This is a genomic window from Yoonia sp., from assembly GCF_017854415.1.
Taxonomy (GTDB): Bacteria; Pseudomonadota; Alphaproteobacteria; order Rhodobacterales; family Rhodobacteraceae; genus Yoonia.
The window spans coordinates 22,534-30,088 of sequence record NZ_JAFMHR010000019.1; the positions used below are offsets into that span (position 1 = coordinate 22,534).

General features: G+C 53.7%; 8 protein-coding genes. 2 read left to right on the top strand and 6 right to left on the bottom strand.

Annotation, left to right across the window (positions count from 1 at the left end; all coding sequences use genetic code 11):
* The coding region (phaC, locus tag QZ197_RS03955; RefSeq protein ID WP_296430279.1) for a class I poly(R)-hydroxyalkanoic acid synthase at positions 1-1,607 on the bottom strand (1,607 nt) is incomplete at its 3' end.
* 66 nt (positions 1,608-1,673) lie between these two features.
* Here phaC and phaZ point away from each other — a divergent pair.
* Entirely contained in the window at positions 1,674-2,951 is a 1,278-nt protein-coding gene (gene phaZ, locus QZ197_RS03960; protein ID WP_296430281.1) for a polyhydroxyalkanoate depolymerase, read from the top strand.
* Positions 2,952-2,969: 18 nt separating this feature from the next.
* Here phaZ and QZ197_RS03965 read toward each other — a convergent pair whose 3' ends face one another.
* The 5 genes from QZ197_RS03965 to QZ197_RS03985 all read right to left on the bottom strand — a co-directional run bounded on the left by QZ197_RS03965 (position 2,970) and on the right by QZ197_RS03985 (position 7,190).
* On the bottom strand, positions 2,970-3,686 hold the full coding sequence (locus QZ197_RS03965; RefSeq protein WP_296430283.1) for an alpha/beta hydrolase: 717 nt from the start codon (positions 3,684-3,686) through the stop codon (positions 2,970-2,972).
* A gap of 80 nt (positions 3,687-3,766) precedes the next feature.
* Entirely contained in the window at positions 3,767-4,633 is an 867-nt protein-coding gene (locus QZ197_RS03970; RefSeq protein ID WP_296430285.1) for an alpha/beta fold hydrolase, read from the bottom strand.
* Positions 4,626-5,963: an MFS transporter gene (locus QZ197_RS03975; RefSeq protein ID WP_296430287.1), complete on the bottom strand. Its 1,338-nt coding sequence runs from the start codon at positions 5,961-5,963 to the stop codon at positions 4,626-4,628. The genes QZ197_RS03970 and QZ197_RS03975 overlap by 8 nt, the downstream gene beginning before the upstream one ends.
* A gap of 77 nt (positions 5,964-6,040) precedes the next feature.
* Positions 6,041-6,796, bottom strand: coding sequence for an alpha/beta hydrolase (locus QZ197_RS03980; protein WP_296430289.1), 756 nt, complete (start codon positions 6,794-6,796; stop codon positions 6,041-6,043).
* A 148-nt stretch (positions 6,797-6,944) separates the two neighbouring features.
* Complete coding sequence (locus tag QZ197_RS03985) at positions 6,945-7,190, bottom strand: hypothetical protein (protein ID WP_296430292.1); 246 nt, start codon at positions 7,188-7,190, stop codon at positions 6,945-6,947.
* Positions 7,191-7,382: 192 nt separating this feature from the next.
* Here QZ197_RS03985 and QZ197_RS03990 point away from each other — a divergent pair.
* A partial coding sequence (locus QZ197_RS03990) for a TGS domain-containing protein (RefSeq protein WP_296430296.1) occupies positions 7,383-7,555 on the top strand: 173 nt, incomplete at its 3' end.

The window sequence follows — 7,555 nt, forward strand, 5'->3', positions numbered from 1 at the left end:
GTATAGTGTCCGTACTTGTTCTTGCTGGGTGGATTGATAATCCCTGCGATGTGCCCGCTTTCTGATAGAACAAAGGTCTTGTCTTTCGAACCCATCTTGGAAACGCCGGCAAAGCTGCTTTTCCACGCGGCAATATGATCCGTCTCGCAGGCGATAGCGCAAAGCGGCACAGTAACGTCTTTTAACCGCACTGTTTCGCCGGCGATTTCAAATCCATCGGTCGCAAATTTGTCGTCTTGGCAAAGGCCACGCAGATATTCGACCGACATTTTGGCTGGCAAGTTCGTGCCGTCACCGTTCCAATATAGCAAATCAAATGCTGGTGGCGCCTTGCCCATCATGTAACTTTTGATCGCAGGCCCGTAGATCAGATCATTCGAGCGCAAATACGAAAACGTACGCGACATAAAATAAGAATCCAGGATGCCGTTCTGTGTGACCTCATCCTCGATGCCGTCAATAAAGTCATCGTCCAGAAACACGCCCACCTCGCCCCGATCCGAAAAATCAGTGAGCGTCGTAAACAAAGTCGCGGAATTTACAGAGGTATCTTTGCGCTTTTTCATTAAGGCAAGCGTCAACGAAAGTGTCGTTCCCGCAATGCAGTAGCCCACTGCATTCACCTTTTTAACGTCGCAGATCTGCTTCACTTCTTTAAAGGCGGTCAGATAACCTTGTTCGACATAGTCCGTCATCGAAGTGTCGCTATAGCTGGCGTCGGGGTTCACCCACGACACAACAAAGACGGTATAGCCCTGATCGACAGCCCACTTAATCAAGCTGTTCTGCGGTTTTAGGTCCATAATATAGAATTTGTTAATCCACGGCGGAAAGATAACCAGCGGGGTCTCGTATACTTTTTCAGTGCTTGGCGTATACTGGATCAGCTCAAACATATGATTGCGAAACACAACAGAACCCGGCGTCGTTGCGAGGTTCTCACCCAATGTGAATGCTTTTTTGTCGGCAAGTGTTACGACCAAATCACCATTGTTCGCCTCAAGATCGGAAATCATATTTTCCAGCCCAGCAACAAGGCTTTCGCCCTCAGTTTCCGCAGCGAGTGCCAATGCTTCGGGGTTTGTGGGCAGAAAATTTGTAGGGCTGATCATATCGATCATCTGCTGGCTGAAATAGCGCAGGCGCTTTTTCTCTTCGCCATCCAGCGTATCGATGTTTTCGACAGCTTGCTGCACTGCAGCAGCATTCATCATGTACTGCTGTTTGATAAAGTTGAAATACGGGTTCGTGTCCCACAATTCGTGCGAGAATCGCCGATCCTTGGGCGTTTCATCCGTTGGCGGGGCAAGCTTACCCTGTGACAAAAGGTGCTGCGCTTCGACGTAGTGTTTGACGGATTTGCCCCAAAACTCGAGCTGATTTTCGATCATTTTGGCAGGATTATTCATCATTTCAGACATATAAGCGGTCGCCGCTTTGACATATAAATCCTGGTTTGGCCCTTGCAAAGAAGGGGCAACTTGCCGTCCCTGCCCCATGACTTTCAACAAACGCTGGGTCAGTTCTTCGACCCGTGCAAGGTTTGCTTCGAGTTTTGCAACATTCTGGCCAACCGCTTCGCCAATCTCCAAATCATTTGTTGTCATTTTAACTTTCCTATGCGCATGCTGCAGGTGCAGCATTTTTGCGCCTTACCATCGGAGACGAACCAAATGAAGTACATGATAACATATGATCTGATGGAATCCATGCGCAACACCAATCAATGGCTTGGTGCAACTGCGCGCGCATATGCTTCGTACCCTATGATGTCATTGGGGGCAAACCCTGCGATTGACTGGCTTCAGGCATGGGGCACAGTGACCGAACGCACTTTTCAAAGAATGGTAGCCAAGCCCGATTGGAACATTCCAGTTCAAACAAACAAGGATGGCCGTGATATGGTTGTCACCACTGAAAAGGTGGTCGAACGTCCTTTTGGCGATTTGCTGCGGTTTTGTGTTGGTAACCGCCCTGAGCGGACCCGCAAAGTGCTGTTGGTCGCACCGATGTCTGGTCACTATGCGACTTTGCTGCGCAAAACGGTGATCAGCCTTTTGCCCGATGCCGACATTTATATTACTGATTGGCACAACGCCCGCGATATCCCCGTCAGCGCCGGAAAGTTCGATATCGAGGATTACACCGTCTATCTGATGGAATTCATGCGCGCACTTGGCCCCGATATTCATGTGATCGCCGTTTGTCAGCCTGTGCCTTTGGCGTTGGCCGCGACAGCATATCTTGCGGAACTTGATCCGGCCGCACAGCCACGCACCCTGACCCTGATCGGCGGACCCGTCGATCCAGAGGCGAACCACACCGAAGTTACCGACTTCGGCCGTTCCGTCACGATGGGGCAATTGGAAGAAACGATGATTCAGCGCGTTGGCTTCAAGTCCAAAGGCGTTGGCCGTCTGGTTTATCCGGGATTACTACAACTTGCTTCATTCATCTCGATGAATGCCGAAACGCATTCCAATGCTTTCCGTGATGAAATCATCCGCGTCGCCAAAGGCGAAGCGTCAGAGCATGATCGCCACAACGCATTCTACGACGAATATCTTGCAGTCATGGATATGACCGCAGAATTCTACCTGTCCACGGTCGAGCGGATATTTAAAGGCCGCGAGATTGCACAGAACGAATTTGTTGTTGCAGGTCATAAGGTCGACATCGGCAAGATCACCACTGTTGCAGTGAAAATCGTCGAAGGCGAAGATGACGATATCTCTGCACCGGGTCAGTGCCTCGCGGCTTTGCCATTACTAACCGGCTTGCCGGACTCAAAGAAAGCGTCGCATCTTGAGCCTGGCGCAGGTCACTACGGTATTTTCGCAGGAAAAAGCTGGCGCGATAATATCCGCCCATTGGTACTGGATTTCATCGACGCCAATTCCGGTGCACCTGCCGCGGATGCGGACGCGGACAAAGTCGTTAACCTGAAGTAATAAAGTTATTGCGCCACATCAGTGGCGCAATACCAACGGCTGTTTCATCCAACGCTGCAATGCATCAGTTACAGCATCGGCAGCTTCAAGCGTTGGCAAATAGCCCGCTTGCTCAATCACTTCCAAAGTCGCGTATGGAATGAGTTCAGCCATGAATTCATGTCGCTTGAGGTTATATTGCCCGTCGTGGCGCCCACACATAATGCAGGTAGGCTGACGGAGCTGGCGCAAAGTGGCTTGTTGGTCTTTGCGGCGCTGCAAGGCGCGGGTTTGCCTGATATAAGCCTCTGGCCCGATGTCCTGACCCATTTGCGTCAAGAGCCTGACCAGTTCTGCTTTGTCAGAGCTTGCAGCCATCCACGTCGAATTAATCTCGTGGGTAAGAACATCCGACCATCGCCCAGCGCGGGCAGCAATAATCTGAGTTTCACGCGCAGCCGCGGTTTCTGGTGTGTCAGCTTGCGGACTTGTGGCAACCAGCGCGATGCGGGTCACGCGGTCGGGCGCGCGCCTGATGATTTCCATCGCGACCATACCGCCCAGCCCCATCCCCATAAGCGCGAACTTCGCAGGTGCCCATGACAGGATCTGACTGGCAATTTCTTCCATCCGTTCGCCACATGCGGCAGGCGTGACCATAACCGCGTGTTCACGCGATAAATCAGCAATTTGCGGCGCGAAAATTCGCGCATCGCATAACAAAGGTGGGATCATCACCAGCGTTTCAGATGTCATTTTAATTGGACCTCAACACGCGCTTCTCGCTTGAACGCTTTAGAGGCATTGTGGCCTTTGCCGCCCACCACCGCAACCCGTCAACGCGGTGGCAGTGCCGCAATCCAAGCTAAAATCCGCTGCGCCAATGGTGCTGTTTGATTGGGCGAGAATATGTCGCCAGCCATGATATGTCCCATCTCGTCGTCCGCAGTGGTCTGCTTCAGAACGACGGTGTCGGTCACCGCACCCCACCGCGCAATCGTTTGTTTTATGTTATCGGGATGTACGACCTGATCTTGCGGGTTCACGCAGAATAGCGCGGGTGTCGTGATCTTGGACAGGTCCGCTTTGCGCACTGCACGCACGGCGTCGGCCATCACATGCACGGCCTCTGTCGGGTATTCAAGCGTCCAGAAAGCGGCATGCGCGTCATTCTTGGCCGGAAAAGACCGCGCATGCCCAGCCACATATTTTGCCCAGCTGCGCGCATGCGGCAAATCCAACAATGTCTGGACCGTGCGGTGCCGCAGGCCAAAATTTGGTGACACATGGACCATCGCCCTAACCGCTGACCCTTCGGCAAATGCCAATGTAGCAATAGTGCATCCGGTCGAACAGCCAATCACGATCACCTCTTGCCCGATTGTTCGGGCAACGGCGAAGGCCTCTGTTACATCGCTTTGCCACGCCGAAAGACTAGCGCGTCCCATGGCATCCCCGTCTTGGCCGTGGCCTGTCAGACGGGTGAAATAGATGTTCGCGCCAAGATCTTTTGCAATCACATCGGGCAATGGCCGCAATTCTTCGCCAGTGGCTGAAAATCCGTGAACATAAAGCACGCTGTATGCTGTTTGAACGGCTGATTGGTCCGCCCAAACAATCCGCTTTTCGCACCCTTGGCGCAGATGCGGGACATCTGCCTCTTGCGCGGCAAGCGTCGCTTCTATGGTCGCCAGTTCAAGCAAGGGCGCGCGCCGCCATAGGCCGGTAGACTGCCCACAGACCAATCACAGCCACGATCAAAATCACCGCAGGGATAAGCGTGATCGCATTTAGCAATGCAGCCATCGCACCATCTGACTGGGTCACAACCCCGACTGTCGTTTCTTGCCAACCCGCGGCCGCTAATGTCAAACCAAGAACCGCAGGAGCCGCTGCATTCGCAAGCTTTTGGCCAAATAGCCAGACCGCGGAAAACGCGCCTTCAATCGCGACACCACTGGTCCGGCGGGTCACGTCCATCAGGTCGGGATACATCGCCCAGGGGATCTGCTGATAAGCTCCGTTGGTCATGCCAGCCAGCACAAACATCCCCGCAATCGCAGTGACATTCACAGAAGGCAGCTGCGTGTTCAGTGCGTAAAGCAGCACCACATAAAGCGACAAACCGATGATCAGTGCCCCGACTTTGCCGAGACGGTTGGACAGCAAGACCCAGACGGCTTGGCTTAGGATTGAGCCGATAACGAAGGCCGCAAACATCAGGCTCAGTGTGCTCAGCGCCGCGGCGGCACCTGACAGCATCGTGTCCCCGCTGTCGACGATCAGATACATTGCCGCAAACGGCAGACCCGCTGTGATCATGGCAATGGCCAATGTCATAACCCCGTAAAGCACGACCAGCACCATGAACGCTTTGTTCGCAAAGACCAAACCGAACATGCCTGCCAAATTGACCTGCGCCGCCATCTTATTGCGCGGCGCTTTGCGTGTCGACCAAAGCGAAAGCCAGACAGCCCCCACCATCAAAGGCGTGACCGCCAACGCGGCCATGGCGTACCCCATCGAACCCGCAAGCCCCGGGATCACCGCGCCACCGATCAAGATGCCGATACTCGCAAAGGCCATGCGCCAGCCCGTCATAGCAGAGCGTTCTTTGGGGTCTTGCGTGATCTCGCCCGATTGCGCGCCATATGGGATCGCGACCATCGTAAAACCAACCGTGGCCAGCCCGAAGAATGCGACCACCCACGTCAGGTTTGCAGACATCGCCATGCCAGCAGGAACCGAAAACAACCCGACCATCCCTGCCGACATCACCAATACACCGAGAAACATCCACGGTGCGCGGCGGCCATAGCGGCTTTGTGTTCGGTCGCTTAAGTACCCAATCAACGGGTCGGTGATCATATCAAAGATCAAAACGGCTGTCGTAACAAAGCCCGCAATGCCGACAGGCACACCCAGAAATGCGGTCAGGTAAGTCAGGATCAGCAATTGCTTGACTACGACAAAGACAACGATGCCCATGTCGGCCAAACCCCAGCCCGCTTTTTGTCCCAGTGATAGTGCCATCGTTGTGTCCCCTCCCAAGGATTTTGCGCACCCTAAGCAGAGGCATACACGCGACCCTAATGGAACGTAGCGTCGCTTTATGAAGTCAGGTTCAACACGTTTTCTACGGAGGCTTCGATCAACTGCAAACACGCCTCATCCGAGAACCTGTGATCAGCCCCATCGACCAGCGTCAACCGCATATCAGGGCCTTGTGCATGTTCAAGCAAGCCCAGCGCCACAGACATTTCAACGTCCGCATCAGCCGTCCCCTGTAAAAACCGCACAGGGAAGTCCAGCGGCAGCGGATCACGCAAGACCAACCGGGTTCGGCCTTCTTCGATCAGGCGCCGCGTGATGATGTAAGGTTCACCATATTCAGATGGCAATGCGACCTGCCCCGCCATCAATTCTGCCTTCTGTGCGTCGGTAAATCCGCCCCACATACCGTCTTCGGTAAAATCAGGTGCAGCGGCAATAGTCACCAATCCCGCGACCTTTTCCGGCATCGCACGCGCGAGCAGCAATGATATCCAGCCGCCCATACTTGAGCCGACCAAAATCACTTTGCCTGCCAGCAATCCAATCGCAGCGCAGGCGTCTTCGAACCAATCGCCGATTGCACCGTCTGTAAACGCCTCGCTGCTTTCGCCGTGTCCTGAATAGTCAAAGCGCAAGAATGCATGGCCAGAGCGTTTGGCCCATTGTTCCAGATGAATGGCCTTTGTGCCGCCCATATCGGATTTGAAACCGCCCAAAAACACGATTGCCGGGCCGGTGCCATCGATTAGATGATAGGCAATACGGCGGCCCTGGGGGGTGACGAAAGACGGGGTTTCATGCATGTTTTCCATGGACTTACAGCATCACAACCACAGGTCCGCTGCAAGTATCTTCCAAGCACTGATTGGGACCAATTGATTTCGCCCAAGCGCTGAAAACAAAAAAGCACAAAGCGCCCTGATGCTGTGTGCTTTTATGAAGCATAAAAATTCGTCAGGTTTAGCCGCCGACGTAAACCGCCGCCTTGGGACGATAAAAAATCTTTTGATCATGCAAACGGCCCAGCAGTTCCTCGTTTTGGCGCTGGTCCTGCTCAATCACGCGGATCGATTCCAAATGGGCGGGGTTATCTTCTTTGAGCGCGAGGCGCATACCGGAAAGCTCGCGACCGCGCGCGCGCAGTGCTTCTTCAATCATATCCACATCATTAATGCTTAGATCAAATTTACGGTTGTAACTTGGCATGTCATTTTCCCCACATCTGGGTTTCCAATCGGAAACTGTGTCGTATTTAGCGGTTCAGGCGTCGTAGTCAACGTATATCTGGGTATACTGGCGCCCGTACCTCTTGACCATTCCGAACGACCCCGTCATTTAGCCCAGATAACCCGCAACCGGGCGTTTCGTAGGCGCCAAACAGACGAGGAGCCAACAAAGATGGCCCAAATTTCCCTTACTTTTCCCGATGGCAACGCACGACAGTACGAGGCTGGCGTAACAGCCGCTGATGTCGCTGCTGATATTTCGTCTTCGCTGCGCAAAAAAGCAATCTCGACCACCGTGAACGGCCAACACTGGGACTTGCAGTGGCCAATCGACGCCGACAGCGC